26 protein-coding genes and 3 tRNA genes are annotated in these 25,954 nt (G+C 71.8%); 16 read left to right on the forward strand and 13 right to left on the reverse strand.

The genetic code is table 11. From position 1 onward, the window contains the following. Window positions 1-34: 34 nt before the first annotated feature. From B0I32_RS43330 to B0I32_RS43350, 5 genes are all read left to right on the forward strand, one after another. Window positions 35-670: an ACT domain-containing protein gene (locus tag B0I32_RS43330; protein ID WP_106249621.1), complete on the forward strand. Its 636-nt coding sequence runs from the start codon at window positions 35-37 to the stop codon at window positions 668-670. Between the two features lie 58 nt (window positions 671-728). Further along, window positions 729-800: transfer RNA gene (locus tag B0I32_RS43335), tRNA-Gly, on the forward strand. 19 nt (window positions 801-819) lie between these two features. Further along, a tRNA-Cys gene (locus B0I32_RS43340) sits at window positions 820-893 on the forward strand. A gap of 1 nt (window position 894) precedes the next feature. Next, window positions 895-969 (forward strand) — tRNA-Val (locus B0I32_RS43345). A gap of 49 nt (window positions 970-1,018) precedes the next feature. Beyond that, window positions 1,019-2,296 (forward strand): hypothetical protein, encoded by a 1,278-nt coding sequence (locus B0I32_RS43350; RefSeq protein ID WP_106249623.1) that lies wholly within the window; start codon window positions 1,019-1,021, stop codon window positions 2,294-2,296. 3 nt (window positions 2,297-2,299) lie between these two features. Here the strand turns inward: B0I32_RS43350 and B0I32_RS43355 are convergent, their stop codons facing one another. From B0I32_RS43355 to B0I32_RS43365, 3 genes are read right to left on the reverse strand one after another with little or no spacing between them, the layout of a single operon-like run. Beyond that, window positions 2,300-3,133, reverse strand: a complete 834-nt coding sequence (locus B0I32_RS43355) for a carbohydrate ABC transporter permease (protein WP_106249625.1) — start codon at window positions 3,131-3,133, stop codon at window positions 2,300-2,302. Further along, on the reverse strand, window positions 3,130-4,050 hold the full coding sequence (locus B0I32_RS43360) for a carbohydrate ABC transporter permease (protein WP_106249626.1): 921 nt from the start codon (window positions 4,048-4,050) through the stop codon (window positions 3,130-3,132). The genes B0I32_RS43355 and B0I32_RS43360 overlap by 4 nt, the downstream gene beginning before the upstream one ends. 34 nt (window positions 4,051-4,084) lie before the next feature. Continuing rightward, the gene (locus B0I32_RS43365) at window positions 4,085-5,416 is read right to left on the reverse strand and encodes an extracellular solute-binding protein (RefSeq protein ID WP_106249628.1); all 1,332 of its coding nucleotides are present in this window, start codon (window positions 5,414-5,416) and stop codon (window positions 4,085-4,087) included. A 303-nt stretch (window positions 5,417-5,719) separates the two neighbouring features. Here B0I32_RS43365 and arfA point away from each other — a divergent pair, with 303 nt between their 5' ends. Then, window positions 5,720-7,210, forward strand: a complete 1,491-nt coding sequence (arfA, locus tag B0I32_RS43370; protein ID WP_106249630.1) for an arabinosylfuranosidase ArfA — start codon at window positions 5,720-5,722, stop codon at window positions 7,208-7,210. A 62-nt stretch (window positions 7,211-7,272) separates the two neighbouring features. On the opposite strand, the gene B0I32_RS43375 is transcribed toward arfA, so the two are convergent. Together B0I32_RS43375 and B0I32_RS43380 are read right to left on the reverse strand one after the other, a co-directional pair. Beyond that, entirely contained in the window at window positions 7,273-8,298 is a 1,026-nt protein-coding gene (locus tag B0I32_RS43375) for a LacI family DNA-binding transcriptional regulator (RefSeq protein WP_425438142.1), read from the reverse strand. Window positions 8,299-8,487: 189 nt separating this feature from the next. Continuing rightward, a complete protein-coding gene (locus tag B0I32_RS43380) occupies window positions 8,488-9,180 on the reverse strand; it encodes a DUF6348 family protein (protein ID WP_106249631.1) in 693 nt (230 codons plus the stop codon). A gap of 260 nt (window positions 9,181-9,440) precedes the next feature. On the opposite strand from B0I32_RS43380, the gene B0I32_RS43385 reads away from it, so the two are divergent. The 4 genes from B0I32_RS43385 to B0I32_RS43400 all read left to right on the forward strand — a co-directional run bounded on the left by B0I32_RS43385 (window position 9,441) and on the right by B0I32_RS43400 (window position 12,854). Then, window positions 9,441-10,292 carry a D-alanyl-D-alanine carboxypeptidase family protein gene (locus B0I32_RS43385; protein ID WP_245956398.1) on the forward strand — a complete coding sequence of 284 codons (852 nt, stop codon included), beginning with the start codon at window positions 9,441-9,443 and terminating at the stop codon, window positions 10,290-10,292. 72 nt (window positions 10,293-10,364) lie between these two features. Further along, on the forward strand, window positions 10,365-10,913 hold the full coding sequence (locus B0I32_RS43390; RefSeq protein WP_245956400.1) for a GbsR/MarR family transcriptional regulator: 549 nt from the start codon (window positions 10,365-10,367) through the stop codon (window positions 10,911-10,913). Further along, window positions 10,910-11,788 (forward strand): alpha/beta fold hydrolase, encoded by an 879-nt coding sequence (locus tag B0I32_RS43395; RefSeq protein ID WP_106249635.1) that lies wholly within the window; start codon window positions 10,910-10,912, stop codon window positions 11,786-11,788. The genes B0I32_RS43390 and B0I32_RS43395 overlap by 4 nt, the downstream gene beginning before the upstream one ends. Window positions 11,789-11,798: 10 nt before the next feature. Further along, the gene (locus B0I32_RS43400; RefSeq protein WP_106249636.1) at window positions 11,799-12,854 is read left to right on the forward strand and encodes a WD40/YVTN/BNR-like repeat-containing protein; all 1,056 of its coding nucleotides are present in this window, start codon (window positions 11,799-11,801) and stop codon (window positions 12,852-12,854) included. Between the two features lie 116 nt (window positions 12,855-12,970). Here B0I32_RS43400 and B0I32_RS43405 read toward each other — a convergent pair whose 3' ends face one another. Beyond that, a complete protein-coding gene (locus tag B0I32_RS43405; protein WP_106249638.1) occupies window positions 12,971-13,600 on the reverse strand; it encodes an alpha-ketoglutarate-dependent dioxygenase AlkB in 630 nt (209 codons plus the stop codon). Window positions 13,601-13,779: 179 nt separating this feature from the next. Between B0I32_RS43405 and B0I32_RS43410 the strand changes: the two genes are divergently transcribed. Both B0I32_RS43410 and B0I32_RS43415 read left to right on the forward strand, forming a co-directional pair. Then, window positions 13,780-14,538 (forward strand): VOC family protein, encoded by a 759-nt coding sequence (locus tag B0I32_RS43410; RefSeq protein ID WP_106249639.1) that lies wholly within the window; start codon window positions 13,780-13,782, stop codon window positions 14,536-14,538. Between the two features lie 230 nt (window positions 14,539-14,768). Then, a complete protein-coding gene (locus B0I32_RS43415) occupies window positions 14,769-16,100 on the forward strand; it encodes an MFS transporter (RefSeq protein ID WP_181308406.1) in 1,332 nt (443 codons plus the stop codon). A gap of 116 nt (window positions 16,101-16,216) precedes the next feature. Here B0I32_RS43415 and B0I32_RS43420 read toward each other — a convergent pair whose 3' ends face one another. From B0I32_RS43420 to B0I32_RS43440, 5 genes are all read right to left on the reverse strand, one after another. Then, window positions 16,217-16,762, reverse strand: a complete 546-nt coding sequence (locus tag B0I32_RS43420; protein ID WP_342751837.1) for a CGNR zinc finger domain-containing protein — start codon at window positions 16,760-16,762, stop codon at window positions 16,217-16,219. Between the two features lie 169 nt (window positions 16,763-16,931). Further along, window positions 16,932-17,900, reverse strand: coding sequence for a WD40 repeat domain-containing protein (locus B0I32_RS43425; RefSeq protein ID WP_106249642.1), 969 nt, complete (start codon window positions 17,898-17,900; stop codon window positions 16,932-16,934). A 5-nt stretch (window positions 17,901-17,905) separates the two neighbouring features. Then, entirely contained in the window at window positions 17,906-18,907 is a 1,002-nt protein-coding gene (locus tag B0I32_RS43430) for a TolB-like translocation protein (RefSeq protein ID WP_106249644.1), read from the reverse strand. An 82-nt stretch (window positions 18,908-18,989) separates the two neighbouring features. Beyond that, a complete protein-coding gene (locus B0I32_RS43435; protein ID WP_106249645.1) occupies window positions 18,990-19,352 on the reverse strand; it encodes a DUF2203 domain-containing protein in 363 nt (120 codons plus the stop codon). Window positions 19,353-19,363: 11 nt separating this feature from the next. After that, entirely contained in the window at window positions 19,364-20,044 is a 681-nt protein-coding gene (locus B0I32_RS43440; RefSeq protein ID WP_106249647.1) for a GntR family transcriptional regulator, read from the reverse strand. Window positions 20,045-20,136: 92 nt separating this feature from the next. Between B0I32_RS43440 and B0I32_RS43445 the strand changes: the two genes are divergently transcribed. Both B0I32_RS43445 and B0I32_RS43450 read left to right on the forward strand, forming a co-directional pair. Continuing rightward, complete coding sequence (locus tag B0I32_RS43445) at window positions 20,137-21,465, forward strand: MFS transporter (RefSeq protein WP_181308407.1); 1,329 nt, start codon at window positions 20,137-20,139, stop codon at window positions 21,463-21,465. Between the two features lie 83 nt (window positions 21,466-21,548). Further along, window positions 21,549-22,481 (forward strand): SPFH domain-containing protein, encoded by a 933-nt coding sequence (locus tag B0I32_RS43450; RefSeq protein ID WP_106249648.1) that lies wholly within the window; start codon window positions 21,549-21,551, stop codon window positions 22,479-22,481. Here B0I32_RS43450 and B0I32_RS43455 read toward each other — a convergent pair. Then, the gene (locus tag B0I32_RS43455) at window positions 22,478-23,767 is read right to left on the reverse strand and encodes an MFS transporter (protein ID WP_181308408.1); all 1,290 of its coding nucleotides are present in this window, start codon (window positions 23,765-23,767) and stop codon (window positions 22,478-22,480) included. The two genes, B0I32_RS43450 and B0I32_RS43455, sit on opposite strands and share 4 nt — an antisense overlap. A gap of 256 nt (window positions 23,768-24,023) precedes the next feature. On the opposite strand from B0I32_RS43455, the gene B0I32_RS43460 reads away from it, so the two are divergent. Both B0I32_RS43460 and B0I32_RS43465 read left to right on the forward strand, forming a co-directional pair. Further along, window positions 24,024-24,731 carry a sirohydrochlorin chelatase gene (locus B0I32_RS43460; RefSeq protein ID WP_245956402.1) on the forward strand — a complete coding sequence of 236 codons (708 nt, stop codon included), beginning with the start codon at window positions 24,024-24,026 and terminating at the stop codon, window positions 24,729-24,731. A 43-nt stretch (window positions 24,732-24,774) separates the two neighbouring features. After that, window positions 24,775-25,323 carry a GNAT family N-acetyltransferase gene (locus tag B0I32_RS43465; protein WP_106249654.1) on the forward strand — a complete coding sequence of 183 codons (549 nt, stop codon included), beginning with the start codon at window positions 24,775-24,777 and terminating at the stop codon, window positions 25,321-25,323. Between the two features lie 10 nt (window positions 25,324-25,333). On the opposite strand, the gene B0I32_RS43470 is transcribed toward B0I32_RS43465, so the two are convergent. After that, on the reverse strand, window positions 25,334-25,849 hold the full coding sequence (locus tag B0I32_RS43470) for an adenylyl-sulfate kinase (RefSeq protein WP_106249655.1): 516 nt from the start codon (window positions 25,847-25,849) through the stop codon (window positions 25,334-25,336). Window positions 25,850-25,954: the final 105 nt, after the last annotated feature.

Here is a 25,954-nt window from a genome sequence, read left to right on the forward strand (position 1 = left end):
GTCTGTGATCCGGCATCTTCGGTGAGGGGGACGGATGCTTCTTCGAGTCCGCGTCGAACTGCCCGACCGGCCCGGGTCCCTGGCCCAGGTGACCAAGGTCCTGGGGGCGGCGGGGGCCGACATCACCCAGGTGACCGTCCTCGACCGGGGCGAGGGCCGGGCCGTCGACGACATCACGGTCTGCTGCCCGGCGGGCACACCCACGCAGACCCTGGTCAGGAGCCTGCAAGGCGTCGACGGCGTGACGGCCGTCAGCGTCTGGCCCACCCGCGAGGCGCCGGGCACGTACCCGGAGCTGGAGGTCCTCAAATACCTCACCACGGCGGGAGACCGGGCGCTGACCACGCTGGTGGACTCGCTGCCGGCCCTGTTCAGCGCCGACTGGGCCGCCGCCGTCGCCGGGCGCCGCGTCGTCCACGCGAGCTGGCGCGCGCCCCACGACCCGGCCGTCCCCCTGGAGCCGCCGGCCCGCCCCGAGGCTCTGACTCTGGACGACGGCCTGCACGCCGTGCACGCCCCGCTGCCGCCGCTGGCCCTCTCCCTCGTCCTGGCCCGGTCCGAGGGCCCGGCCTTCCACCGCATCGAGGTCCACCGGCTCACCAGGATCCTGGAGATCTTCCTCAGCCTCCCCGCCACCGAGCACAGCCTGGCCCGCCGCCTCCACGCCTGACTCCTGGCCGGCGGCAGCATCCGCTCCGAAAAACCGCTAGAGTTGTGCATGCGGCAACGCGGAAGTGGCTCAGTGGTAGAGCATCACCTTGCCAAGGTGAGGGTCGCGGGTTCGAATCCCGTCTTCCGCTCGGAGATGAGGTTCGACTCGGTGGCGTGGCCGAGAGGCGAGGCAGCGGCCTGCAAAGCCGTCCACACGGGTTCGAATCCCGTCGCCACCTCCAAGGACGATTAGCTCAGCGGGAGAGCGCTTCCCTGACACGGAAGAGGTCACTGGTTCAATCCCAGTATCGTCCACCAGTTCATTCTCCGATCATCCTGCGGGCGCGAGGCCGCTACGCTCTCGCGTATGGATGATCCGTTAGCCGAGCTCGACCAGATCGACTGGGCCGGGCTGAGACACGCCTACGGCTCGGCCGGCGACGTTCCCGGCCTGCTGCGGGCCCTCGCCTCCGACGATCCCGGCCTTCGCGCCGAGGCGCTCGGTGAGCTCTACACCAACGTCTTCCACCAGGGCAATCGTTTCCAGGCCACCCCGTACGCGGTGCCGTTCCTGGTCCGGCTGGCCGTGCGTCCCGCCGTACCCGACCGTGACCTGATCCTCTACCTCCTGGCCGCGCTCGCCCTCGGTTACGACGAGGCCCACCTGCCGGAGGGTGTCGGCATCGCGCACTGGCGGGCCGAGAGCGCGATCGTGCAGTCCAGGAGCAGGCCAGAAGCGGAGGACGCGCTCGACCGGTGGGCCGCCGACGCGGTGGGCGACGCCGAGCGGTGGGATCGCGACCACGTCCGCCGCACCTACGACCACGACCGCGAGCGCGCCGCCGACGACGCGCAGCTGGCCTCCTACGACGCGGTACGCGCCGCCGTGCCTCGGCTGCTGGCGCTGCTCGCCGACGCCGACCCGTCCGTCAGAACCTCGGCCGCGTACGTGGTGTCGTGGTTTCCCGAGGAGGCGGCGACGGTCGCTCCGGCGCTCGCCGCGCTGGTCCGCGCCGACCCCGACCCGGTGTCCGTGGCGACGGCGCTGTTCGGCCTCTCACTGCTCCCCCACGACGGCGATCTCTCCCCGGACGGTCCTTCGCGCGACGACAGCCCCTCCCAGGACGGCCTCTCTCACCCCGGCGGCCTCGCCCGGCACGACGAGGTCGTGGCGCGGCTCGGTGACGCCGACGAGCTGGTCCGGGCCTGTGCCGCGCTCTCCTTGGTCAACCTGCGCGGCGAAGCCGCCGTCCCCGAGGCCGGGGACGAGGTGCGCCGGCTGCTCACCGTCACCGGCCCCACCCCGCTCCCGTACGGTGACGGCGACCTCGCCACCCTCGCCACCCGGGTCAGCCGCCGTCGCCTGCCCGCCGACGCCCCCGCCCGGGCCTCGGCGCTGATCGCCAGGCTGGCCGGGGCCGACGGCGAGCACGCGTTCCCGATCGTCGGCGACCTCATGGACACCGTCTTCGACCGGCCCGGCGCCCCCGCCCCGCACACTCTCACCGCCCTGCAGCGGGACGCCCTGGAGGCGGTCGCCGGGCTCGGCGACGAGGCGTGGAGCTGGCTCAACCTCCTGGAGATCCTGCGGCACTGGGGCGTCCCGGACGGACGCGAGAAGCTGGCGGCCTTCCTGAGCCGCTGAACGTCACTGGCCGGCCAGGCCCGTGTGGGCCACGCCCCGGACGATCTGGCGCTGGAACAGGACGAACACGAACAGCAGCGGCAGCCCGGCCAGGACCACGGAGGCCATGATCTGCGCGTACCGGAGGCCGAACGTCCCCTGCACCACGTTCGCCAGCCCCACCGGCAGCGTCATCGTGTTCGGATCGGTGGAGACGAGGAACGGCCAGAGGAAGTTGTTCCAGGTGTTGATGAAGGTGAAGATCGACACCGCCGCCAGCACCGGCCGCGACAAGGGCAGGACGATGGTGAAGAACACCCGCCAGCGCCCGGCCCCGTCCACGAAGGCGGCCTGTTCGAGCTCGGGCGGCACGTCCTGGAAGAACTTGAACAGGATGTAGACGATCAGCGGCGCCGCCACCTGCGGCAGGATGATCGCCCACCAGGTGTCCACCAGGCCCAGCGAGACCATCTCGGCGAACAACGGCGCCATCAGCACCTGCGGCGGGATCATGATGCCGGCCAGGATCAGGCCGAGCAGCACCCGCTGGCCCTTGAACTGCGTGCGTGCGAACCCGTACGCGGCCATCGCCGAGAACAGCACGGTGAGGAACGTGACGATCACGGACGTGACGGTGGAGTTGATCGCCCACTTGACGATGCCGCCGGTCTCCAGGACGAGCGCGTAGGAGTCGAAGGTGATCCGGCTGCCGATCCACTCCAGCGGCAGCTTGGTGGTCTCGGACTCGGGCTTGAGCGAGGTGGCGACGGCCCAGGCGATGGGCGCGAGCCAGATCACCGCCAGCACCAGCTCGGCCACCAGCAGGACGAGCTGGCTGAAGCTGAACCGCTTGGTCACGACGCGACCTCCTCGCGCTTGCGGAACAGCCGGAGCTGCGCCAGGGAGACGATGACGATCAGGACGAACAGGATGTACGACACGGCCGAGGCGTAGCCGATGCGGTAACCGGTGAAGCCGACGTCGTAGGCGTACTCGATGATGGGCCGGGTGGCGTCCTGCGGCCCGCCGCCGGTCATGAGGTAGATCTGGTCGAAGACCTTGAGCGAGGCGACCAGTTGCAGCACCACGATGAGCACCGTCGTGCGGCGCAGCAGCGGCAGCGTGATGGAGCGCAGCTTGTCCCAGCCCGAGGCGCCGTCGATGTCGGCGGCCTCGTACAGGTGCGTGGGGATCGACTGGAGCGCGGCGAGGTAGAGCAGGAAGTTGAAGCCGACCGTCCACCAGACGGTGGTCAGCACGATCGACCACATGGCCGTGGACGGGTCGCCCAGCCACAGGATGTCGGTGCCGAGCGTGCCGTTGAGCAGGCCGTAGTCGGGCGGGTAGATCATCTGCAGCCACAGGATGGCGATCACGGCCGACGGCAGCAGGAACGGCCCGAAGAACGACAGCCGCCACAGCCACTGCACGAAGCGCACGTTGTGCACCAGCAGCGCGAGCACCAGGCCGAGCAGCACCAGCGGGATCGTGCTCAGCACGGTGAAGACGAGCGTGTTCCACAGTGAGCGCCACATGCGCGGGTCGGCGAACGCCTCGGCGTAGTTGTCGAACCCGATGAAGTGGTTGTTGCCGCCGGCGATGTTGACGCTGGACAGGCTCATCTGGAAGCCGAGGATGGTCGGCCAGACCAGGAAGGCCAGGTAGATCAGCAGGAAGGGCCCCACGAAGAGCAGCCCGTGCTGGGTCCAGCCGCGCCGGACCTTGGCCTTGGCGACGGGGCCGGCGGTCGCGGGGGCCGCGACGGTGGTGGTCATGAGCCCTCCTTGGTCGATTCCACGGCCGGCCCGGTCATGAGCGCTCCTCGGGGAAGGGGTTCGGGGCGGACATCAGCCGGTTGAGCGACGCCTTCGCCGCGGCCAGCCCTTCCTCGGGGGTACGCGTCCCGGCGATGACCGGGGAGAACGCCTCGCCGAACTCGATCCACATCCGCGAGGCCGACCCGGCGAACCACACCTGCGGGTCGAGCGCGACCTCGGTGATGACCGAGCGGTACTCCGACTGCGGCTGCAGCGCCAGGTAGTCGGGCTCCTCCAGCGCCGGCAGGTACGCGGGCACGTGCCCGGCCACCGCCCAGTCGGCGCTGTTCTTGACCAGGTAGGCGATGAAGCGGTAGGTGGCCCGCTCGACCTCGGGGTCGCGGGCGCGCTGGTGCGGCAGCACGAACGCGTGGCAGTCGGCCTGCGCCGCGCCGGTGCCGAAGACGGTGGGGAAGCGGGTCATGCTGAACGGTGTCCCGCGTTCCTTGAGCCCGGTGGTCTCCCAGTCGCCGTTCCACAGGAACGCCGCCTCGCCGTTGGTGAACTTAGCGACGGAGGCGCCGTAGTCGGTACGCCAGTCGCACAGCCCTTCCTTGCCGAGGCGCTGCATGAGCCGCAGGGCCTCCAGCGCCTTGGCGTCGTCGATGGTGACCGTGGTGCCGTCGTCCGAGACGAGGGTGCCGCCGCTCTGCGGGTAGAGCGAATACCACACCCGCCACGGCCCGACGGTGCCCAGGCCGAGCGCGTCGAAGGCCAGCGGGGGCTTGCCGCCCATCACGTCCTTGGCCTTGGTGAGCCGGGCGATCAGCTCGTCCACGCCGTTGGTGGGCGCGAGCTTGCCGTCGGGGCCGAGCAGCCCGGCCTTCTGGCAGATGTCGGTGTTGTAGTACTCGACCATCGGGTGGGCGTCGAAGGGGATCGCGTACAGGACGCCGTCGAGGTGGGCGCGTTCCCAGATGGGCGGGCTGAAGTCGGCGCCGCGCAGCCCGGCCTCCTCCAGCAGCTTGACGTCGATCGGGTCGAGGATCTGGCCGGCGCCGATCCCGGCCAGCCGGGCCAGGTGGAAGCTGGCCAGGTCGGGCGAGCGGCCGCCCGCGCCGGCCATCGCGACCTTCGTGTAGAAGGGCTCACCCCATTGGAGGACGTTCTCCTCGACGAAGATGTCGGGATTGTCCTTCGCGAACGCCCCGACCATCTTGTTCATGATGATGCCGTCACTCGCGCCGAGGAAGTGCCAGTACTTGACGCGGGTCTGGGACGAGCCGAGCCCCATGGGGATGGCGCAGCCCGTGGCGGCGGCGCCGAGCAGGGCCAGGCTGCCGCCGAGAAGGTGCCGTCGGGTGATGTCGGGGGGACCGTGCACTGGGGGCCTCTTCCTGCACCAGCTATGTTCTCGTTGACACCGGAGGACTAAGGCAGGCGTGATCGGCGCCTCTCTCACGGAGGCGCTGGTGGGCGAGCACTCCGGGTCGCGGAGGTCGCCGCGCGGACCCCGTTGTTTCAGCGGGGTTACCCGAGTGTTAGCGGTAACAAGCAGGCTGTCAAGGGCCCGCCCGCAACCGGTTGCGGCGACCCCGACCGCACCTCCGGCCCCTTGACCCGCGCCTGTGATAACGCTAACAATCGGGACCACGTAACGCCCGCGAAACCCCAGGAGAGGCCCTCCGTGCATCACGCCAAGCTCACCCTCGATCCCGCCTTCAAGGTCGCCCCCGTCCACCGGCGCACCTTCGGCACGTTCGTGGAACATCTCGGGCGCTGCGTGTACACCGGCATCTACGAGCCGGGCCATCCGACGGCCGACGAGGACGGTTTCCGCCGCGACGTGCTCGACCTGACCAGGGAGCTCGGCGTGTCCACCGTCCGCTACCCCGGCGGCAACTTCGTCTCCGGCTACCGGTGGGAGGACGGCGTCGGGCCAGTCGCCGAACGCCCGCGCCGGCTCGACCTGGCCTGGCACAGCACCGAGACGAACGAGGTCGGCGTGGACGAGTTCGTCCGCTGGTGCCGCCGGGCCGGTGTGGAGCCCATGATGGCCGTCAACCTCGGCACGCGCGGCATCGCCGAAGCCCTCGACCTGCTCGAATACTGCAACCACCCGTCCGGCACCGCGCTGTCCGACCAGCGGATCGCGAACGGCGCCAAGGAGCCGCACGGCATCAGGATGTGGTGCCTGGGCAACGAGCTGGACGGCCCCTGGCAGACCGGCCACAAGACGGCCCGCGAGTACGGCCGGCTGGCCGCCGAGACCGCCCGCGCCATGCGCATGGTGGACCCGGGCCTGGAGCTGGTGGCCTGCGGCAGTTCGAGCTCCAGCATGCCCACGTTCGGCTCGTGGGAGGCCGAGGTGCTGGAGGAGACCTACGACCTGGTGGACCACATCTCCTGCCACGCCTACTACCAGGAGAAGGACGGCGATCTCGGTAGTTTCCTGGCCTGCTCGACCGACATGGACTACTTCATCGCCTCGGTCGTGGCCACCGCCGACCACGTCGGGGCCCGGCTGAAGTCCCGCAAGAAGATCAACATCTCCTTCGACGAGTGGAACGTCTGGTACCAGTCGCGCTTCCACGACACCGGCACCCCCGAGGACTGGCCGGTGGCGCCGCCGCTGCTGGAGGACCAGTACCACCTGGCCGACGCGGTGGCCTTCGGCGGCCTGCTGATCTCGCTGCTGCGCAACAGCGACCGGGTGACCGCCGCGTCGCTGGCTCAGCTGGTGAACGTGATCGCGCCGATCATGACCGAGCCGGGCGGGCGGGCGTGGCGGCAGACGACCTTCCACCCGTTCGCGCAGGCCTCCCGGTACGCGGCCGGCGACGTGCTGCGGGTGGAGCCGGTCGCGCCGGCGTACGAGACGAAGGCGTACGGCGAGGTGCCGCTGATGGACGCGGTGGCCACGCACGACGGGGAGAGCACGACGCTGTTCGCCGTCAACCGCTCGGCGGACACGCCGATGTCGCTGGAGATCGACACGCGGGCGCTCGGCGGGGTGCGGATCGTCGAGGCCACCACGCTCACCGACCCCGACGTCTACGCCCGCAACACGGCCGACGATCCCGGCCGGATCGCGCCCAGGCCGAACCCGGACGTCGAGCACGACCCGGCACGCGTCCTGCTGCCGCCGGTCTCGTGGAACGTGATCAGGCTGGGGTAGCGCCGGTGCTCTCGTGGAACGTGATCGGGCTGAGGTGGCGCCGGTGCTCTCGTGGAACGTGATCAGACGGGCGTAGCGCCGGGGGCGGCGCCGGTGCTCTCGCGGACGACCAGTTCGGGCTCGATCAGCCGGCGCGCCTCGGGCTCGGCGCCCGCCATCCGGTCGAGCAGCAGGTGGAAGGCGTGCCTGCCGACCGCGCCGAAGTCCTGGCGCACGGTGGTGAGCGGCGGCCAGAAGTACGCCGACTCGGGGATGTCGTCGAAGCCCGCCACGCTCACGTCCTCGGGCACCCGCCGCCCGGCCTCGCGCAGCGCCCTCAGCACGCCGAGCGCCATCTGGTCGTTGGCCACGAACACGGCGCTGACCTCGGGGTCCCCGGCCAGGCGGCGGCCGAGCTGGTAGCCGGAGCGGGCGCTCCAGTCGCCGCGCAGCACGTCGGGCACCGGCCTTCCGGCCGCCTCCAGGACGCCGCGCCAGCCCTCGATCCGGTCGTTGGCGTCGAGCCAGTCGGCGGGCCCCGCCACGTGCCAGACACTGCGGTGGCCGAGGCTGAGCAGGTGTCGCGTCACCCGGGCGGCTCCTGCGGCCTGGTCCACCTTCGCCACGGGCACGGGGATGTCGTCGCCGGCGTCCACCGCGACCACCGGCATCTCGGGCGGCAGGTGGCGCAGCCCGTCGGCGGCCGACTCGTGCGGCGCGACGATGATCACGCCGTCGACCGCCTGGGTGCGCAGCCGCTGCACGCCCTCCTCCATCGACCTGCGGTTGAGTGAGCTGAGGCTGGCGATGCTGACGTTGTAGCCGGCGTGCCTGGCGGCCTGCTCGATGCAGTAGAGGGTGGAGGCGGGGCCGTAGAGGGTGGTGTCGATGCTGACCACGCCGAGCACGCCGGAGCGGCCGGTGACGAGCTGGCGGGCGGCCTGGTTGGGCCGGTAGTCGAGCTCGCGCACGGCGGCCAGCACCCTGGCCCTGGTCTCGGCGCGGACGAGGTCGGGCGAGTTGAGCACCCGCGAGACGGTCATCGTGGAGACTCCGGCGAGTACGGCGACGTCCATGAGCACCGCCGGCCGGCCGGGTTTGGCTTTCACCGCGGCTCACCCCCTCAGCGGTAACGCTAACAGGCGGAGGGGGCTCGCGCGCGATCAAACATGCGCGGACGCGAGCGTGCGGATCTCCGCGCGGGCGTACGCCTCGCGTGCGGAAATCTGCGTCGTGACGAGATCAGTCCTCGCGGCGAGATCAGCCCGCGTGGCGAGATCAGTCCTCGCGGCGGCTTCTCAGTCTTCGTGGACGAGGAGGACGAACGTGCGGGCGTAGGAGACGCCGTTGGCCGGGCGCGGCCAGTCGAGCTCGGCCAGCGCCCGCGAGCCCGCCTCGTGGTGCTCGCCGTTGACCCGGATCTCGGCGGTCTCGGCGCCCTCGCCGCCGCCGAAGAACGCCTTGACGCCCACGAGCTCGTCCCGTTCGAACGTGCCCTTCAGCTCCGGGGCCAAATGCGGCAGCAGCACGTGCTGGACGGCCCACCGCTGGACGGCGTCGTGGTCGTCGCCCGTGCCCCAGCCGGTGATGCCGCCGTGGATGGCGTGCCGGCCGGGGAAGCCGTCGGGGTCGCCGGAGGCGAAGTGGCCGGCGTGGGAGCCGTCCTGGACGAGGAGCTCCAGCAGCGCGCTGCCGGTGGTGCCCAGCCACACCTGCACGGCCCGCTCGACGGCCTCCTCGGTGGTGGCGCCGTAGCCGGCCACGCAGTCGGCGATCGTGGCGTGTTCCGGGTGCTCGACGTCGAGCACGAAGTCGAGGTCGAGGTGGCCGGGCTCGGCGGTGTGGCCGTCGCCGCCGCCGAGCCGCACCGCGACCCTGCCGGGACCCTTGGCCAGGCCGTCGCGGACCTCCCACGGCCGCCCCATGGCCGCGCTCAGGCGCGCGGCGACCATGCCGAGCACCACGTCGTCCGCCGGCCGTACGCCGTCCATGCCCCACCCCTCGGTCGCGATCCCTCGACACCTGCCAGGCTAGTCGTGTTGATCATCTCGCGTGCCTACGCCACGTGCCCGCCGGGGGCACATTCGCGTCACCGCCCCTCTCTTCGGCAAAAGATTTACCCTACGGAATTATCCGGCTATATCGACCTTTCTGTCCGCTTTGTCACGAAATGTCGTGCATTGTGGCAAGAGCATGCCAAGTCCGGCGGCACTCTGGGCCAATGCGTAACCGGAAAGCTTTTCTGGCTGCCATGGCAGGCGCTCTTGCCCTGGTCACAGGACTCACCGCGCCCGCGCATGCCTCGCCAGCCCTCGCCCGGGCCGTCACCGTCGACGACGCCCCCACCGTCCGCGGCAGCGCCGCGTACCTGATGGACGCCGCCTCCGGCGCCGTACTGCTGGACAAGAACGGCGGCGAACGGATGCCCATCGCCAGCCTCACCAAGACCATGACCGCTTACGTGGTGCTGAAGAACGCCAAACCCACGGACATCGTCCGGATCAAGCGCGAGGACGTCGCGTACGCGGAGGACGGCGGCGGCACCACCGCCGACCTGCGCCCCGGCGACCGGATCACGGTCGGCGAGCTCATGTACGGCCTGATGCTGCCCTCCGGCGCCGACGCCGCCCACGCGCTGGCCCGCACGTACGGCCCCGGCGTCAAGGGTTTCGTGGCCAAGATGAACGCCACGGCCCGCGAGCTCGGCATGAACGACACCGAGTACGTCAACGCCGACGGCCTGCCCACGCCGCGCGGAGACGGCTTCTCCACCGCCGAAGACCAGGCCGTGCTCGCGGCCGCCGCGCTGCGCGTTCCGCTGATCAAGCAGGTGGCGGGCACGCGCCGGCACGAGCTCGACGCCGGCGACGGCCATCGTTCCTACGCGTGGCGCAACACCAACCGCCTGCTCAGGACGACGCCGGGGGCGATCGGGCTCAAGACCGGGTTCACCCGGGCGGCGGGCTACTGCCTGGCGTTCGCCGGCGAGTCGGACGGCCGGACGCTGGTCGGCGTACTGCTCGACGAGTCCGTCTCCAGCCGGCGGTTCGACACGGCGCAGGAGCTGCTGTCCTGGGGCGCGACCGCGCGCGAGGCCGCCTGACAGGACGAATGGGGTCGAGGGCCATTGATGCGGTCATTGCAGTCATGACTGCAATGACCGTAATGTGGAGATATGGCCACGGAAGCAGAGCTGGAGTTCGTCGACGACGTCGCGGTGTTCTTCGCGCGTGAGGGCATGCCGCTGATCCCCGGCCGGGTGATCGGCTGGCTGCTCATCAGCGACCCTCCGGAGCAGAGCGCCGCCCAGTTGTCCGACGTGCTGGCGGCCAGCCGCAGCTCGATCAGCAGCGCGACCCGGCTGCTGACGCCGAGCGGGCTGGTCGAGGGGGTGCGGCGGCGGGGCGAGCGGCAGGAGTACTTCCGCATCGCGGCCGACGGCTGGAGCCGGATGCTGGCCGCCCGTTACGCGAAGACGGCCGCGTTCCGGCAGATCACCGAGAACGGGCTGCGCGTGCTCGCCGGCGGCTCCCCCACCCGGCGGGAACGGCTGGAGAACGTGCACGAGCTGTACCGGTTCCTGGAGGGCGAGCTGCCCGCGCTCTGGCGACGATGGGAGACCCACCGCGCCCGGCTGGGCGGGCCCGGCGCCGGAGCGGACATCGAGCGAGGCGGCGGGCAGGAGATCGGGCCCGCTGCCGGCCTTCGGGAGGAGGACTCATGACGGGTGAGCTGCGCAGCACGTACCTGGCCAGCCCGGAAGGCCGCCTGCACGTCCACAGCGCCGGCGAGCCCGGCGCGCCGCCGGTGCTGCTGCTGAGCGGAGCCGGGGTGGACAACGCGCTGCTGAGCTGGCGGCACCTCATCCCCGTCCTGGCCGGCGGCCACCACGTGCTCGCGCTCGACTGGCCGAAGCAGGGCCGGAGCCGCCCGTGGAGCGGCCGGGTCACCCACGAGCGCATGCTGCGCTGTGTCACCGACGTGCTCGACCGGTTCGGCCTGCGTTCTGCCGCCCTCGTCGGGCTCTCCCAGGGCGGCGCGCTCGCCCTGGCCACCGCCATCGAGCATCCCGATCGGGTGGACCGGCTCGTCGCGCTCGCACCGGCCGGCATCCTGTCGTTCCCGCCCGTCGTGCACCAGGCCCTCTGGCTCACCGCGAAGCTGCCGCTGCTCAACAGCGTGCTGCCGACGGCCATGCTGGGCAGCAGGGAGCGGATCGCCGGGTTCGCCAGGAAGGCGCTGTTCGCGGGACCCGTACGGGACTTCGAGGACGTCATCGACGAGATCGAGGCGGAGGTCAGGGAAGGCGGCGCGGGCTCCTCCGACTGGCAGAACGCCTCGATCGGCCCCCTGCGCATGCGCGTCGACCTGCGCCCGCGCCTGCGCGAGATCGTCTGCCCCACGCTGATCATCCAGGGCGACAAGGACGTCGGCGTTCCGCCCGCCCGGGCTCGGGACGCCGCCGCGCTCATCCCCGGCGGCCGGTTCGAGCTGCTCAGAGGCGTCGGCCACTGGTCGAACCGGCAGGTGCCCGCCCAGGTCAACGCGCTCGTCGCCGGGTTCCTGCAGCCCATGGACGGCGCTGATCCTTTGGGCTAGTTTGCCCGACATGAAGCTTCGCAACGCGTTAGGCGTCCTGTCAGCGGCCCTCGTGCTCACCGCCTCGCAACCCGCCCAGGCCGGCCCGCCCCGGCTCGGCTGGGAGCTCAAGCAGACGGGAACGACCGAGCGCCTGCGCGGCCTGTCGCCGGTCAGCGGGAACGTCGTGTGGGCCTCGGGCTCGGGCGGCGTCGTGCTCAGGACCGTGAACGGCGGGCGTACCTGGCAGAACGTCTCCCCGCCCGGCACGGAGACGCTGCAGTTCCGCGACATCGAGGCGTTCGACGCCGACCGGGCCGTGGCGCTGTCCATCGGCGAGGGCACCGACTCGCGCGTCTACCGGACGGAGGACGGGGGCCGCACGTGGGCGGAGACGTTCAGGAACGACGAGCCCCGGGCCTTCTACGACTGCCTGGCCTTCTTCGACCGGCGCCACGGGCTGGCGATGAGCGATCCCGTGGACGGCCGGTTCCGGATCCTGGCCACGGACGACGGCGGGCGCAGCTGGCGGGTGCTGCCCGCGGACGGGATGCCCGAGGCGCTGCCCGGTGAGGCCGGGTTCGCGGCGAGCGGGCAGTGCCTGGTCGCCTCAGGCTCCCGTGACGTCTGGCTGGCCGCCGGCGGGGCGGAGCGGGCGCGGGTGTTCCACTCGGGCGATCGCGGGCGTACGTGGACGGTGGCCGACACGCCGGTCCCGGCCGGCGATCCGGCGCGCGGCGTCTTCGGGCTGGCCTTCCGCGACCGCCACCGGGGCATCGCGGTCGGCGGCGACTACCGTCCCGACCAGCAGTCGCCCAGCGCCGGGGCGGTCACCAGGGACGGCGGCCGCACCTGGCACCCGTCGTCGGCGCCGCCGCCCGCCTACCGGTCAGGGGTGGCCTGGCTGCCGCACCTGCCGTTCGCGGCCGTCGCGGTGGGGCCGTCGGGGAGCGACGTGACGTATTCGGGCGGGAGGAGCTGGGAGACGTTCGACGGCGGCTCGTTCGACACGGTGTCCTGCACCCGGGACCTGACCTGCTGGGCCTCCGGCGAACAGGGCCGCGTGGGACGACTCGTGCTGAGGTGACCGCGCACTGAGGCAACTCCCGCATCGTGTCCGGGACAGCCGCCCGCTCCGAGACTGCGCCCCGCGTCACGCGGGGCGTCCATGCGGAGACACCCCCCGCGGGGCGGGGCCCTCGGTCAGCGGACGCCCCGGGGGCGGAACTGGATGCTGATGCGGGGGCCCGCCGGGCGGGTGGTCTTCGGGATGGCGTGCTCCCAGGTGCGCTGGCAGCTGCCGCCCATCACGATGAGATCGCCGTGCCCCAGGTCGCGCCGGATCGAGGGGCCGCCGCCGCGCGGGCGCAGCAGCAGGGAGCGGGGGGTGCCGACCGAGATGATCGCGACCATGGTGTCTTCCGTGCTGCCCCGGCCGATCGTGTCACCGTGCCAGGCCACGCTGTCGCGGCCGTCGCGGTAGAAGCAGAGCCCGGCCGTACGGAACGGCTCGCCGAGCTCCTGCCCGTAGTAGGCGTCGAGCGCGCGCCTGGCGTCGGCGAGGACGGCGTCGGGCAGGGTCTCGCCCTCGTCGTAGAACTTCAGCAGCCGCGGCACCTCCACGACCTTGTCGTACATGCGGCGCTTCTCCGCCCGCCACGGCACCCGCTCGGCCAGCCGCTCGAACAGCGCGTCGGCCCCCGTCAGCCAGCCTTGTCTCAGGTCGATCCAGGCGCCGTGAGCCAGGTGGGTCCGGTGCACGGCGCCGTCGAGCGGACCGAGCCCGAGCTCGGTGTCGAGATCGAGCAAAGAAGCTTGGAACGCGGCTGTCATGGTGTCGAGTGTATGCCATTGTTCAAACATCCATTCGACTTACCGATTCTGTCGCATGGCTCGCGGCGATCGGCGGATCGTGTCACGCTGTGAAGCGCCGGATACGAGTGGCGTCGCCCCTCCGACCGCACCAGAGGTGAAGAGGCCACCCGCCGCTTCGTCACGCGAAGGAGCAGGCCATGCTCACCACCGACTTCACTCCGGGCACCCCCAGCTGGCTCGACGTCGCCGCCCCCGACGTGGAGGCGGCCGACGCCTTCTACACCGGGCTGTTCGGCTGGCGATCCCTCTCGCTCGGGCCCGAGCACCGCGACTACCGCTTCTGCCAGGTCGACGGCAGAACGGTCGCCGGGATCAGCCCCAGCAGGGGCGCGGCCGCGTGGCTGACCTACTTCCACACGCCCGACGCCGACACCGTCGCCAAGGCCGTCGAGCAGGCGGGCGGCAAGGTGCTGGCGGCGCCGTTCGACATCCAGGGCCAGGGCCGGATGGCGGTCTTCGCCGATCCCGCCGGGGCGTCGTTCGCCGTCTGGCAGCCGGGCGCGACCCGGGGGCTCGGGCTGGTCACGGAGCCCGGCTCGCTCGGGTGGGTGGAGCTGCACGTGCCCGATCCCGGCCGGGTCAGGGGCTTCTACGAGTCCGTCTTCGGCTGGCGGATCGAGGACCTGCCGATGGGCGACGCCACCTACCCCGTGATCTCGCCCGCCCAGGGAGGCGAGTCCTCGGCGATGGCCGGCATCGCCACCCTGGAGCCGGGCGACGAGCCGCACTGGCTGCCGTACTTCGAGGTGACCGACTGCGACGCGACGGTGGAGCGGGCGCAGGAGCTCGGCGCCACCGTACGGGCCACACCGGCGACGACGGAGGGCGCGGGACGGATCGCGTACCTCGCCGACCCGTTCGGCGCCCGCTTCGCGGTCATCACCAGCTCCGCCTGAGCGACGGGGCGACACCGGCCCGAGCGGGCGGAGGATTGAGGGAGTGACCTGATTGGGCGGGGGTGTGGGGCCGGCCTGCGCGCACGCAGCCCGCGCAGGCCGGCCCTCCCCGGCGTGAGCGGTTTCCCCAGCTCAGGGAGCTTGACTGCGGGTACTCATTCCCGTGACACCCCTCCCCTAACATCGGCATGCCGACTTCCTGTAACGTCTTGTCGGTGTTATTCCGTTACATGACCGGAGCCGTCGCCGCGCGCACCGGTGACGAGATGTCCGGGCCCGCCCTGCTCGTGATGGGCCTGGCCGTCACCGGGTCGCCGGTGCCCGCGTCGTGGTTGCTGGCCGGGCTGACCGTCTCGGCCGCCGCCGGAGGACCGCTGCTCGGGGTGCTGCTCGACCGGTCGGCGCGGCCGGGGCGGCTGCTGGCGTCGTGCCTGCTCGGGTACGCGGGCGGGCTGCTGCTGATCCTCGCCCTGCTGGGGCGGGTACCGGACGCGGTCGTGATCGGGCTGGCGGTCGTGACCGGACTCCTGGGACCCGCGCTCACCGGCGGATGGACGGCCCAACTGCCCCTGGTGGCCGGTCCGGGACGCCTGGGCCGGGCCACGGCACTGGACTCGATGAGCTACAACGTGGCCGGCCTGGCCGGCCCGGCACTGGTCGGGGCCGTGGCTGCCTTCGGAGGGGGCGGTGCGGCGGTGCTGGTGTCCGCCGGGCTGCTGATCGCCGCACTACCGGCCGCCTTCGGCCTCCCCTCACGCGGCGGCCTCGCGGTTCGCGCAGGTACGGGCCATGGGGTGCGCGGGGGCATAGGCCGGGGCGAGCTGCCCGCACGGGTCGTTCGGGCCAAGGTGGGGATGGTGGGGGCCGAGGTGCGGGCCGGGGTCTCGGCGATCGTGCGGAACGTGGCGTTGCGGCGGGCCACGGTCGGGTCGATGGTGTCGTGCTGCGGGCTGGCCATGCTGGTCGTGTCCGCGCCCGTGCTGGGTGAGCGGCTGACCGGGCAGAGCGGCCACGGCGCGCTGCTGCTGGCCGTCACCGCCGCCGCCGGCCTCACCGCCAACGCCGTGCTCGCCGCCCTGACCCGCCCCCGGAGCCCCGCCCGAGCCGACGCGCCCCGACCGTGGGACGTGGCCGAGCAGGCTGGGGACTTGGCCGAGCAGACGGAGCACTCAGGGAACAGGGCCGAGCAGGCGGGGAACGATCCTGGGGCGCGGTTCTGGGATGTGGTGCAGGCGGCGGGGACGGCGGTGCTGGGGGTGGGGATGGTGGTGCTCGCCGTCTCCGGGACGTTCTGGGTGGCGGTCGTGGGGGCCGCGGTGGCAGGGCTGGGTGAGGGCCCGCAGCTCACGGCACTCTTCGCCGTACGGCACCGCGAGGCGCCCGCGCGGCTGCGCAGCCAGGTGTTCACCACGGCGGCCAGCGTCAAGATCACCTCGTTCGCGCTCGGCTCCGCGCTGGCCGGCCCGCTGGCGGCGTACGACGTCGGCATCGCCCTGCTCGCCGGCGCGGCCCTCCAGGCGACGGCCGCCGCGATCCTGCTGCCCCGCGGCCGCTCCGGCTGAGGCGCGGCAGCGGCGAGACGCGGGCAGGTGGCGGCCGGTGGGCGCGCCGGTGGGTGGAATCTGTGCCGGTGGCGGGGACGTAGCCGGTTGGGCTCCCAAGTGGGGTGCCCGTTCAGTCAGGTGGTGCGGGCTCGGTGGGCGGCGACGCGTTCGCGGGTGGCGCAGCGGGCGCTGCAGTAGCGGCGTGGGCTGCCGCCGCCCAGGTCGAGGAACGGGCGCCCGCAGCTCGCCGAAGCGCACAGCCCGCCCGGCACCCGCTGGTGATCGGCCAGCAGCACCGCCAGCGCCATCGCCGACGACGCCAGGAACCACTCACCCCACGGGGCCTCGTCGCCGCTGTCGACGTGGACGTGCCAGGTCGTCGTGCCGCCGTGGTCGGTCAGCCTGGGGGGCTTGGCCGACTCCGCGAGCAGCCGGTTGAGCAGGGCCGACGCATCGCCGGGGCTGGCCGCGCCGAGCACCTCGCGCAGCCGGGCCGCCGCCGCGCGCATCGCCCGTACGTCGTCCTCCCCCAGGCCGAGGTCCCCCGTGCCGGGAGCGCCGAGCTCGCCGTACGCCCGCAGGACCCGCGACACCGACTCGATCGACGGCTGCTCGTACAGCAGCGCCACGCACAGGTCGACGGCCCGCGCGGCCATCGCCTTGGTCGAGTGAACCTCCACCAGCAAAGCGTATGTCCCGTCACCGGCCACCCAGCCGCCCGACCGCCGCAAGACGGTCAGCCGGCAGGGGCGGTAAGGTCGCCGACCGCTCAGCCGCCGTATTCGGGTCAGCCGCCCCACCGCCGCAGACCGTCCGATCGCCGCAAACCGCCCAACAGCCGCAGACCGATCAGCCGCCGCAGGCGGCGAAGACGAAGGTGTCGGGGAGGATCGTGTAGCGGTCTCTGAGCTTGACCGTGCCGGTCTCCGTGTCGATCCGGACGATCGTCATCCTGGTCTTCCCGCCCGGCTCGCTGAGCAGGTGGGCGGTCAGTTCGTGGTCGCCGGTCCAGTCGAGCATGTGGACGTGCCCGGCCGGCAGCTTGACCCGCCTGCGCTCCCCGAGCTGGTCGCCCGCCATGTCGTACGTCACCGTAAGCGCCTTCGCCCCGGCCACCAGGATCGCCGCAGTACGCCCGTCGGCCGCCAGCGCCCCCGGCAGGTTGGCCGCGATGACCTGCGGCGGCGTGGTCCGGTTCAGCTCCTCGCCGGTCTCGGAGTAGGCGACCAGCTCGGTGACGGACTCGTCGGCCTGGACGGTGGCGAGCAGTTCGTCGCCGTCGCCGCTGAAGCCGGCCACCGTCGCCTCGGGCGGAAGGACGCCGACCTGCTCACCGGTCGCCGTGTCGAAGATCCGCGCGCCGGCCGGCTTGTCGCCGCGCGGGGAGGCGGCCAGCCGGGCGCCGTCGTCGGACAGCACCAGCGTCACCTCGTACTGGGCCCGCTTCGGCAGCGCGTCCTCGGCCAGCAGGCGCACCCCGCCGCCGAGCGTCCGCACCGCCAGGCGGCCCTTCTTGGTGAAGTACGCCACCCGCCGGCCGTTCCCGCTGACCGCGATGGGGGCCGGCACGTAACGGTTGGTGGAGCCGTCGGCCTCCAGCGCGAGCGTCTGCGCGTCGGGCAGGGTGCTCCTGGCGCCGCTGTGCATGACGAGCCGCCAGGAGCCGCACGGCCGGGCGCCGCCGCCCTTGATCGGGCAGCTCTTGATGGAGGCGTAGCGGATGCTGTCGTGGTCGTGCCCGGAAACGTGGGCTTGGGCGGTCGCCGGCCAGGCCAGGGCGAGCGCCGTGGTCAGAGCCGCGATGATCTTGATGCGCATGCGGTTCACTCCCCCGCGAGGACGTAGGCGTGGTATCCGGAGTTGATCGTGTACTTGTCGGCCTGCTCGGCCGCGCCGTTCGCCGGATCCACCGTGAGCACCCTGACCACCGTCGCTCCTGATCTGTCGTCCGTCGTGATCGTAGTCGTGAGCCGGCCGCCGCTCCATCGCGCCAGGTACGGCGCCACGTCGGCGGGCAGCGGCAGGTCCGCGCCGGCGGACAGCTCGCCGCTCGCGAGGTCGTAGGTGCGCGCCCTCGGCGGCTTGTCCTGGCTGGCGGTGAAGAAGCCGACGGTGGTGCCGCCGGCGTCGAGGGCGTAGGTGCCGCCGTTGACCACGATCGTGGGCGGGGTGCGCTTGAGGAGGCCGCCGCCGGGGCGCAGGGCGTACATGGCGGTGGTGTTGTCGCTCATCGTCCGGGTGGCCAGCACCTGGTCGCCGTCGGCGCTGAAGCCCTGGGTCGAGTAGACGGCGGGCAGCGTCGTTATGCCGCCCGTGGCGACGGTGATGATCTTGGTACGCAGGCGTTCCGGGTCGTCGGTGTAGTCGATCAGCACGCGGTGGCCCGAGGGCGACAGGGTGAGGGCCAGCTCGTCACTGCCGACGCCTCGCGGCCTGGCGGAGGCGGGCAGCTCGGTGGCCGGGCCGCCGTCGGCCCGCTGGACGACCAGGCGGTGGTCACGGGCGCGTTCGTAGGCCAGCACGCGGCCGTCCGCGCTGATCGCGAACGTGGCGGGCTGCCGGGTCCTGCGGCCCTTGCCGTCGACGCCGCGCGCGGCGGCGGCCGGGACGGCGACCTGGCGGCCGTCGCGCAGCAGCAGCCGCCACGTGCCGCACGGCCAGGACTCCTCCCGCTTCTCGTCGTAACAAGTCTTGATCCAGGCCGCCCGGACAGCCGTACGGGCGGCCGTCGCGGAGGTGTCCGCCTGGGCCGGGACGGAGCCGAGCCCCAGCGCGCCGATGACCGCCGGCGCGAGGAGCGCCGCGGCCGCCGAGGAGAGCCTCATGGGTGTGGTCCTTTCGCTCACCCCGTTAGACACGGACGCGGCGTGTTCGGTTGATCACGGATCGGCCACACGTCGCGCCCGGCTACAGCGGGCGGCGGCCGGCGAAGCCCAGCTCGGTGCGGTGGTACCAGCCGAGCTCCCGTTCCCCCTCGATCCAGCACAGCCGTACGGAGAACCCGTCGAGCACCGAGGGGAAGTCGACGAGCACGGGCGCGATGCCCTTGACCTCGATGCCGCGCTCGTTCCACCCGCTCAGGATCTCCTCGATGCGGGCCTGCAGTCCTTTGAGCTCGGGCAGGCCGCCCAGCTCCGATCCGCCGCCGGTGCGGCGGGCGAAGTCGATCTCGGCCAGGTCGGCGCGGGCGGCGATCACCACGGCGGCCTCCTCCATCACGGCGGGAAGCAGCGCGCGGGCCTCGTCCAGGGTGAAGATCCGGTCGTCCATGGGCGGCAACGTTAGCGGTCGGGGTCGTAGGCGTGGATGAGCAGCCGCTCGGCGTGGTCGAGGTAGTCGTCCAGATAGGCGGCGGCCTGCTCGGACTCGCCCGATTCGATCAGGCCGAGCAGCGTGCGGTTGCGGTCGACGAACGGCTCGTGGAAGGCGCGCGGGTTTTCCATCACGTGGAAGACGAGGCGCAGCTCGGCGAGGAGCTGGCGCATGGCCTCGTCGATCCTCGGGCTCTGGTTGAACGAGACCAGGGCCTGGTGGAAGCGGATGTTGGCGGTGCCGACGCCCTGCCAGTCGTCTCGCGCCGCGGCCTGCTCGGCGTCGAGCACGGCCTGCTTGAGCAGCGCCAGGGCCGGCTCGGCCGGGGCCCGCCGCACGGCCGCGCCCTCCAGCACGCGGCGCACCTGGTAGAGGTCGGCGACGTCCTCGGCGGACGGGAGGCGGACGAACACGCCCCTGTTGAGCCGGTGGTCGAGCAGACCCTCGTGGCCGAGCAGGCGGAAGGCCTCGCGCAGCGTGTTGCGCGACACCTCCAGCGCCTCCGAGATGGACTCCTCCGACAACCGCTGCCCCGGCTGGAAGTAACCCTCGCTGATGCGGCCGCGCAGGACGTCGGCCACGCGCTCCGCCGTGCTGCTGCGCCCCAGCCGCGGCCGGTCCTGAGAAAGATCGGCAACCACGTTATCCACATTTAACAGGGAATCATGGAGCAAACCTCTTGTCGAATTGTTCAACGATCCTTACGTTGATAGATATCCCCCACGATTTCAAGGAGCGATCGATGTCAGGCTCCACGCAACAGACCCGGCGGGTGATTCTCGCCAGCCTGATCGGCACGTCGCTGGAGTGGTACGACTTCTTCCTCTACACCACTGCGGCCACCCTGGTCTTCCCCAAGCTGTTCTTCCCCTCCCTCGACCCGTTCAACGCGGTCCTGGTGTCCCTGACCACCAACGCCGTCGCCTTCGTGGCCAGGCCGCTCGGCGGCATCGTGTTCGGCCACTTCGGCGACCGGGCCGGCCGCAAGACGGTGCTGGTGGTGACGCTCCTGGTGATGGGCGTCTCGACGTTCCTCATCGGCGTGCTGCCCGGGTACGCCAGCGTGGGCGTGCTGGCCCCGATCCTGCTGGCGGTGCTCCGCTTCGTGCAGGGCCTGGGCCTCGGCGGCGAGTGGGGCGGCGCGGTCATCATGTCGCTGGAGCACGGCGACGGACGGCGGCGCGGCTTCAACGCGAGCTGGCCGCAGGTCGGCGTGCCCGCCGGCTACGTGCTGGCCACGGGGCTGCTGGCGCTGATGTCGTTCGTCATGACCGACGCGGCGTTCCTGTCGTGGGGCTGGCGGGTGCCGTTCCTGCTGTCGGGCGCGCTGGTGTTCGTCGGCCTGTGGGTCCGGCTGAAGGTCACCGAGTCGCCGCTGTTCGAGGCGGTCGAGCAGCAGGGCGTCAAGGCGCGGATGCCGCTGGTCGAGGTGCTGCGCACGCACCCGCGCGCGTTGCTGTCGGCCTTCACCGCGCGGATCGGGGTGGACGTCGCGTTCTACACGTTCACCGCGTACATCATCGTCTACATCACCACCGTGCTGGAGCTGCCGCGCTCGTACGCGCTGAACTCGGTGCTCATCGGCTCGGCGCTGCAGCTGGCGCTGATCCCGCTGGCCGGCGCGCTGTCCGACCGGTACGGCCGCCGTCCCGTCTACTTCGCGGGCGTGCTCGGCGCGGCGGTGTGGGTGTTCGTCTTCTTCCCGCTGCTCGACACCAAGTCCTTCCCGCTGATCGCGCTGGCCGCGGTGGTGGCGCTGGTCACCCACGCCGCGATGTACGGCCCGCAGGCCGCCTTCATCGCCGAGCTGTTCAGCACCCGCCTGCGCTACAGCGGCGCGTCCATGGGCTACCAGGTGGCCGGCATCGTGGGCGGCGCCCTCGCGCCGGTGATCGCGCTGCAGCTGTTCGCGTCCTACCAGTCCACGATCGCGGTCTCGATCTACGTGGTGATCGCCCTGGCCGTCACGACCGTGGGCCTGGCCATCGCCCCTGAGACCCGCGACCTCGACCTGGCGGAGAGCGCCCCCGAGGCCGCGCCCAAGGCCCCGCAGGTGGGCCCGTTCGCCTGAACCGTCGTTCTTCCGACCATCGCAGGAATGCCGCGCAAGCCGCGGGCGGCGGCTGCCGACGCCGCCCGCGCGGAAGGGTCCTGATGAGAATCGCACTGGCCGTGGTGGCGGCTCTGATCGTGATCCCCCTGCTCATCGGGGGCGTCGGCGGGCTGGAGAGCACCGGCGGTGGCGAGGTGGCCGTCGTCCGCGACGGCGGGGTCTTCGACGACAACAGGGTGCGCCAGGTGATCGACGCCGGTTCGGGGCTCACCTGGACGGGGATGTGGTCCTCCGTCCACCTCTATCCGGCGCAGCAGCGCTTCTACACCATCACCGCCGACGCCAAGCGGGCGACGACGCTCGGCGTGGACGTGGTGACGGTGCCGAGCAGCGACGGTGTGAACCTGGGCATCGAGGGCACCCTCTACTTCACCCTCAACCTGGACCACGAGACGCTCAAGAAGTTCGACGACAAGTACGGCACCCGTACCTTCCGCGCCCAGGACGACAGCTCGCTCTACGCGTGGGACGGCGACGAGGGCTGGAGCGCGTTCTTCGGCCAGGCCGTCCGGCCGGTGATCGACAACGCGCTGCGCGGGCAGATCGGGTCGATGCGCTGCGCGGAGCTGGTGCCGTCCTGCTCGCTGCTGGAGAGCAACGCGCTCAAGCCGCGCGACAGCAACGCCAACATCGCCGAGGTGCAGAACGCGGTCAACGCCTCGCTGGCCCGCGACCTGCCCGTCACGCTGGGCGGGGACTTCCTCACCGGGCTGCGGTTCACGCTGGTCAAGGTGACGCTGCCGGGCGAGGTGCAGCAGGCGGTGGACCGCTCGCTGTCGGCCTCGGCGGCCGTCTCCGAGGCCCAGGCGCGGGTGGCCCAGGCCAAGGCCGAGGCGGAGGCCAACCGCGCCAGGCAGGACGGCTACGACAAGTGCCCGGCCTGCGCGGAGATCGAGAAGCTCAAGTCACTGCCGCAGGGGATCACGGTGTACGCGCCGGGCAACCCGCAGGCGGTGGTCGTACCGTCTCGTTAGACCTCGACCCCTTGCGGCCTGGCGGCCCGCCAGCGGCCCTTGAACGCGACCATCGAGACGAGGAAGACGACCTGGCCGGCCAGCGCCACGCTCAGCCAGAGCTGCCAGCCGCCGGCCTCCACCACCCTCGGCGAGACGATCAGCATGACCACGATCATCACCCGGACGACCATGCCCCACAGCCCCAGGGCCGAGCCCTGCAGGCGGGACTCGACGTCCTCGGCGTTCTCGGAGAAGTTGGCCATCCACGGCACGTACGCGACGCCCATGAACAGGAACAGCAGCGCGTAGACGGCGGTGACGTGCCCGGTGGAGACGCCGGGTCCGATCAGGGAGATGAAGTACGCCAGCGCGGCGGCGGTGAGCACGGTGCCCACGGCGGTGAACGGCTTGCGCAGCCGCAGCCGGTCCGACGCCCGGCCGACGATCACCACCGCCAGGGCGTTGAGCACGATGCCCAGCGCGACGACCCGGTTGGCCGTGGCCGCGTCCATGCCGAAGGCGGTGGCCAGGATGGTCTGGCCGAAGATGGTGAACGTCCAGTAGAGCACCTGCCAGCCGGTGTTGCCGAGCACGTGGGCCCAGAGGTGAGGGTGCTTGAACAGCTCGCGCACCCGGCCGTGGCCGGCCTCCCCCTCGACCGCGAGCTCCTGCTCGGCCTCCATCACCTGCGCCCGCAGCGCTCCGGACGGCTCGGCGATCTTCCAGATGATCACGGCGCACATGCTCAGCGACACGACGCCCATGATGATCGCCTGCGACTGCCACGCGTTGCCGAACAGCGGCAGCGTGAACCCCGCGATGAACGAGGCCAGGAACGCCGCCCCGACCGGCCCCCACGTCCAGAACGCGAACGCCTGCGCCCGCCCCATGCGCGGCGAGAAGTCGCGCACCAGCGAGGCGGTGATCGTGATACCCGCCCCCTCGATGAACAGCATCAGGCACCGCACCCAGAACAGCCCGGCGACGGAGTCCACGGTGGCCAGCAGGAAGTTGCAGGCGGCGGTGACGGTGAGGGTGGGCACGAGGATCGCGACCCGGCCCCAGCGGTCGGACAGGATGCCGCCGAAACCCGCCGACAGCCCGCCCACCAGCACCGACAGCGCGGCGAGCTGGCCGTAGACGGTCAGGGACATGCCGAGGTCGGTCATGAGGAGGGGCAGGATCGTGGCGAGCGTGGTCTCGAAGTTCGCCACCAGGCTGGCCAGTACGGCGACCGCCAGCAACAGGATGCGGCGGCGGCCGACCGGGTAGACACTCAGTTCGCGGACATAGAACGGCTTCATTCCCATCCTCCGGGGACGGTCCTGCGTGCTGTCGCTCTAGAACGCGTTTCTAGTGCGCCCAGGTTTTCCGTTTTGTACGGGTAAGTCAATGTGCCGCGAGATCACGATGTAATCTCGATCACACGCTCCGGGTTGTGACGCAATCGCCATCGATTCCTGGAACACCCACCGTCGAATAGGCATAAACTGCGCGCCTGTGAGCCTGCCTGTACGAGAACGTTCCCCCCGGCCGGGCGGCGGCCGACACCGCCGTCCCGTGCCCACGTCCTTGCCCCCCGACGCCCCGATGCTCGTGCTCGCCACACCGGGCGGCGTCACCGGCGTGGCCGAGGAGATAGCGGCAGTGGTCCGCGTCGACAATCCGCAGATCGAGGTACGCCTCACGAGCGTCACCGACCTCGCGGACTCCCTGCCCGCCGGCCGCGACGCCGTCGTCGTACCCCTGCTCACCTGGGACGACCCCGTCGTGATGGCCGAGATCGGCAAGGCCGTGGCCGCCGCGGGCACGGGAGCGGTGGTGACCGAGGCGCTGGGGCCGCACCCGCTGCTGGCCGAGGTCCTGCACATCCGCCTGGCCGAGCGCGGCCTGGCGCGGGCCGACCGCGTCCGCCTGCTGAACGTCTCCAGCCCCGTCGACGGCGTCATCCTCGGCACCGTGGGCGGGATCAGGGCCGTGCAGGCCGTGCAGGCCACCGCGGTGCTCCTGGCCTCCAGGCTCACGCTGCCGGTCGTGGCCGCCTCGCTCGACAGCGACCCCGGCGTGCCGGCGGCGGCCCAGCGGCTGCGCTCGGCGGGCGCGGAACGGCTGGCCATCGCGCCCTGCATGATCGGCCACGAGGCCCCCGTGAGCGTCGTCGAACAGGCCGCGGCGGCGATCGAGGCGGGCCACGCGGAACCGCTCGGCTCCCACAGCGCCGTCGCCGAACTTGTCGCCCGAGCTTACGGAAGTCAACTCGCGACTTGACAAGGGCTTGTAGAGATCACGGGACTCGCGTTACCTTCTGCGCATGCGCCGCGTGGTCCGCAAGGGCGATCGTCTCGGCCTCCGTGACATCACGGAGGCCGACGCTCCCGCCCTGCACGCCATCTACGGCGACCGCGTCGCCACCCAGCACATGCCGTTCCCGCCGCGCAGCCTGCGCGAGGTCGAACGGCTGGTCGACGAGGCCATCGAGGCTTCCGCGGCCGAGCCGCGCCGCCTCTACGTGCTGGCCGTCGTCGACAACGCGCGCTGCGACATCATCGGGGTCGCGCGCCTGCTGATCGAGGCCGAGCACCCGCACAGCGCCGAGATCGGCTTCGGGCTCCACCGCGACCAGTGGGGGCGCGGGATCGGGACCGACCTCGTCCGGCTGCTGCTGTCGTTCGGGTTCAAGCAGCTCGGGCTGCACCGCATCTGGGGCGCCCGCTCCCCTGCCAACCTGCCCGCCCAGCTCGCGATGCTGACGGCCGGGATGGTCGAGGAGGGCCGCATCAGGCACCACCTGCACACGCCGGCGGGGTGGCGCGACTCGATCGTGCACTCGGCGCTGGAGGACGAGTGGATCGAACGCTGATCGCCCTCTACTACGCCTGCCAGCCCCGCAACACGCGGGCGGCGACCTCCTCGGGAGTGCCCTGCGTCCCGTCCACGGCGTAGTCGTCCACCCCGGCCGCGTCGAGGATCGACTGCAATTCCCCTGACCTTTCGAGGTGGCGGTCAAGCGCCTTGGGGTCGAGGGCGTGGCGGGAGCGCAGCCGGCGGCGTACCAATGAGAGATCCACGTGCACGCGGCAGACCGTGAGCGGGACGCCGAGCGCCTCCTCGTGGGCGAGCCGCTCCCGCCGGCTCTCAATGACGCCCGCGAGCACGAGCCGCTCGGCTCCGGCGGCCACGAAGTTCGCGGCGACGGCGCGCAGGTTGCGCAGGGTCAGGGTGCCGTGGTACGGGTCGCGCGGGGGCGCCGGCCAGGCCCGGCGGAGCCAGTCGAGGTCGATGACCGCGTTGGGCACGCCCGCCTCGATGAGCAGGTCGCCCGCGAAGTCGGCCACCGTCGTCTTGCCCGCGCCCACGGTGCCGGTGATCAGAAGAGCCGTCGCCATTCCCGCGATCCTACGCACGGCCTCGCCGGGACCTGCGCGTGGGTCTTCGCACGGCCTCGCCGGGACCTGCATGTGGGCCTTCACACAGCCTCTCCGGAGACCTGC

This window comes from Nonomuraea fuscirosea, assembly GCF_003001935.1.
GTDB lineage: Bacteria > Actinomycetota > Actinomycetes > Streptosporangiales > Streptosporangiaceae > Nonomuraea > Nonomuraea fuscirosea.

What these genes read in the sequence shown, in the direction of transcription:
- B0I32_RS43330 (WP_106249621.1), top strand. Translation starts at nt 35, where the DNA reads ATGCTTCTTCGAGTCCGCGTCGAACTGCCCGACCGGCCCGGGTCCCTG.
- B0I32_RS43350 (WP_106249623.1), top strand. Translation starts at nt 1,019, where the DNA reads ATGGATGATCCGTTAGCCGAGCTCGACCAGATCGACTGGGCCGGGCTG.
- B0I32_RS43360 (WP_106249626.1), bottom strand. Translation starts at nt 4,050, where the DNA reads ATGACCACCACCGTCGCGGCCCCCGCGACCGCCGGCCCCGTCGCCAAG.
- B0I32_RS43380 (WP_106249631.1), bottom strand. Translation starts at nt 9,180, where the DNA reads ATGGACGGCGTACGGCCGGCGGACGACGTGGTGCTCGGCATGGTCGCC.
- B0I32_RS43385 (WP_245956398.1), top strand. Translation starts at nt 9,441, where the DNA reads ATGGCAGGCGCTCTTGCCCTGGTCACAGGACTCACCGCGCCCGCGCAT.
- B0I32_RS43390 (WP_245956400.1), top strand. Translation starts at nt 10,365, where the DNA reads ATGGCCACGGAAGCAGAGCTGGAGTTCGTCGACGACGTCGCGGTGTTC.
- B0I32_RS43395 (WP_106249635.1), top strand. Translation starts at nt 10,910, where the DNA reads ATGACGGGTGAGCTGCGCAGCACGTACCTGGCCAGCCCGGAAGGCCGC.
- B0I32_RS43400 (WP_106249636.1), top strand. Translation starts at nt 11,799, where the DNA reads ATGAAGCTTCGCAACGCGTTAGGCGTCCTGTCAGCGGCCCTCGTGCTC.
- B0I32_RS43405 (WP_106249638.1), bottom strand. Translation starts at nt 13,600, where the DNA reads ATGACAGCCGCGTTCCAAGCTTCTTTGCTCGATCTCGACACCGAGCTC.
- B0I32_RS43410 (WP_106249639.1), top strand. Translation starts at nt 13,780, where the DNA reads ATGCTCACCACCGACTTCACTCCGGGCACCCCCAGCTGGCTCGACGTC.
- B0I32_RS43415 (WP_181308406.1), top strand. Translation starts at nt 14,769, where the DNA reads ATGACCGGAGCCGTCGCCGCGCGCACCGGTGACGAGATGTCCGGGCCC.
- B0I32_RS43425 (WP_106249642.1), bottom strand. Translation starts at nt 17,900, where the DNA reads ATGCGCATCAAGATCATCGCGGCTCTGACCACGGCGCTCGCCCTGGCC.
- B0I32_RS43430 (WP_106249644.1), bottom strand. Translation starts at nt 18,907, where the DNA reads ATGAGGCTCTCCTCGGCGGCCGCGGCGCTCCTCGCGCCGGCGGTCATC.
- B0I32_RS43435 (WP_106249645.1), bottom strand. Translation starts at nt 19,352, where the DNA reads ATGGACGACCGGATCTTCACCCTGGACGAGGCCCGCGCGCTGCTTCCC.
- B0I32_RS43445 (WP_181308407.1), top strand. Translation starts at nt 20,137, where the DNA reads ATGTCAGGCTCCACGCAACAGACCCGGCGGGTGATTCTCGCCAGCCTG.
- B0I32_RS43450 (WP_106249648.1), top strand. Translation starts at nt 21,549, where the DNA reads ATGAGAATCGCACTGGCCGTGGTGGCGGCTCTGATCGTGATCCCCCTG.
- B0I32_RS43455 (WP_181308408.1), bottom strand. Translation starts at nt 23,767, where the DNA reads ATGAAGCCGTTCTATGTCCGCGAACTGAGTGTCTACCCGGTCGGCCGC.
- B0I32_RS43465 (WP_106249654.1), top strand. Translation starts at nt 24,775, where the DNA reads ATGCGCCGCGTGGTCCGCAAGGGCGATCGTCTCGGCCTCCGTGACATC.
- B0I32_RS43470 (WP_106249655.1), bottom strand. Translation starts at nt 25,849, where the DNA reads ATGGCGACGGCTCTTCTGATCACCGGCACCGTGGGCGCGGGCAAGACG.